2 protein-coding genes are annotated in these 2105 nt (G+C 50.4%); both read right to left on the bottom strand.

What is annotated here, in order from left to right; translation table 11 throughout:
• Nucleotides 1-116: 116 nt before the first annotated feature.
• On the bottom strand, nt 117-347 hold the full coding sequence (locus N2315_09130) for a hypothetical protein (GenBank protein ID MCX7829336.1): 231 nt from the start codon (nt 345-347) through the stop codon (nt 117-119).
• A 260-nt stretch (nt 348-607) separates the two neighbouring features.
• Nucleotides 608-1540, bottom strand: a complete 933-nt coding sequence (locus N2315_09125) for an SPFH domain-containing protein (protein MCX7829335.1) — start codon at nt 1538-1540, stop codon at nt 608-610.
• Nucleotides 1541-2105 lie beyond the last annotated feature (565 nt).

Below are 2105 nucleotides of genomic sequence, written 5' to 3'. Positions count from 1 at the left end.
CCTTGCATGATGGTGTAACCGGGCCCATACGGCGCCCGGGGGTAAACCTCTATAGGTGAATATACTGATAAAAACCCTCCATATCAAAAGGATTCATAAAAAAGAAGGGGCTTTTCCTAAGGTTCCTCTGTTTTGCTCTTTTGTTGTTTCTCTTGAGAAATTTCATCATTTTCCGGGAGCCGGGGGAAGTTCTTTTTCCGTCGCTGTCGGACACATTCGGTAAGGAGGTACTCAATCTGCCCATTGATAGAACGGAACTCGTCTTCCGCCCAGGCGGCTAGTTCTTCCCAGAGGGCAGGGGAGATGCGGAGGATAATCTGTTTCTTTTTGTCGTCCTTTTCTGCCATAGCTTCCTGCCCCTTACGCTTCAATCGTATCTCAGCCTCTTTGACAAGCCCGGTTTTGTCTTTCCGGTTTTGTCTTTAACAAAATCGCCGCAAAGGTGTTTTTACCATACCCCCTGGTGGGCTATCCAACCACCTTCACCATGCCCCCTGGCTTGTATTCCTGTAGTAGGCCCTTACCTAATTCCCTGGCGTTTTTTCTGAGGGGGCTGATATCCCTTTCCCCCAGGGCCTGGCCAATGATTTGAGCATCCCCTCGTACCCTAGTACAGGGTTCCCGTGTTGACTACCGGCTGGGCTTCCCGGTTGGCACAGAGCACTACCAGGAGGTTACTTACCATGGCGGCCTTCCGTTCTTCATCCAGATTGATGATTTGTCGCTGGCTTAGCTTTTCTAGGGCCATTTCTACCATGCCCACCGCTCCTTCCACAATAAGCTGGCGGGCGGCAACCACCGCGGTAGCCTGTTGTTTCTGGAGCATCGCCGTGGCGATTTCTGGAGCATAGGAAAGGTGGGTAATCCGGGCTTCGATAATCTCCAGGCCTGCGATGTCTACCTTTTGTTGTATTTCCGCTTTAAGGCGTTCTGCGATTTCCTGACTGCTGCCCCGCAGGGATTTTTCGTTCTCCTCATCGGGTGAATCATAGGGATACAGCCGGACGATATTCCGCAGGGCCGAATCGCACTGAATGGAAAGGTACTCTACGTAGTTATCCACGTTAAAGACCGCCTTTGCCGTGTCTATGACCCGCCAGACCACCACAATCCCGATAATGATAGGATTACCGAGGGCGTCGTTGATTTTTTGTTTTTCGTTATCCAGGGTAAGGGCCTTAAGGGATATTCTTTTGTTTACCCCTTCTCCCCGGCCGGGGGTAGTTTTTTCGAGGGGCACCTGGGCGGTAGAGGGTTTTACAGGGACAGGGGCCACGGCTTGCACAAAGGGGGTAACCCAGAAAAAGCCTGGCCCTTTAAGGGTCCCGTAATACTTCCCAAACAGGGTAAGAACGAGGGCTTCGTTGGGTTTAAGAATCCGAAGCCCCGTAAACACCAGGGGCCCCAGGATAAAACCGTAGAGGCCGCCGAGGCTCATCATCAGAATAGCCTGTAGAGTAAGCTGTTTATCGGCCTGTATGGAACCATAAATGAAAAGCGCCACGGTACCGGCGGTAAGGATAATGTTTCCGATGAGCATGGGCATTCCCGCCCAATAGGGGGCAGGGCGTTCCTCGTTCTGACCTGACGTACGCATGGGTTCCTCCTTCTTTCCTCATGAGGGATTCTGATTAAGATAGTAATGTGATATCATTTTGATATCACTAAGATATATAATAAGGCAACCATTGATTTTGTCAAGTGGAAAAATGAGGATATAGGGCACCCGCTGCTATAACCGTATCACCTGGACTGTATTTTCGCAAAATAAAAAAGGTTCTCGGCTTGGTGATATCCGCTGCCATGACATTCTCTTTACAAAATAAAGAGATGAGCTCGGTTTGCTGGTAGCGGTTTCTTTGAAAAAAGGTCCTTTGGAGTATGGAGCTTGAAGGGGCTGCAAGGAGATATCAAAAATTGTTGTCTGGTGACTTTATAAAAGGATTCCCCTGCGACCGAAGGACTGAACAACGGTCAGGAATTTTTAGGGGCCGCTAAAGGCTATAATTTCCGGGGGAATCGCCGTAAGATCCAGCACCTTGTGGGCTGCTCCTAGCTCTACCGCAGCCCGGGGCATACCCCACACGATGGAACTGCCCTCGTCC

Source organism: Thermanaerothrix sp., from assembly GCA_026417795.1.
In the GTDB taxonomy this organism is placed as follows: Bacteria; Synergistota; Synergistia; order Synergistales; family Synergistaceae; genus Thermanaerovibrio.
Note: the sequence above shows the minus strand (reverse complement) of the source record. Positions and strands in the feature narration are given on the sequence as shown.

Bases quoted from the DNA above. Each gene is read 5' to 3' on its own strand.
- N2315_09130 (MCX7829336.1), bottom strand. From the start codon at position 347: ATGGCAGAAAAGGACGACAAAAAGAAACAGATTATCCTCCGCATCTCC.
- N2315_09125 (MCX7829335.1), bottom strand. From the start codon at position 1,540: ATGCTCATCGGAAACATTATCCTTACCGCCGGTACCGTGGCGCTTTTC.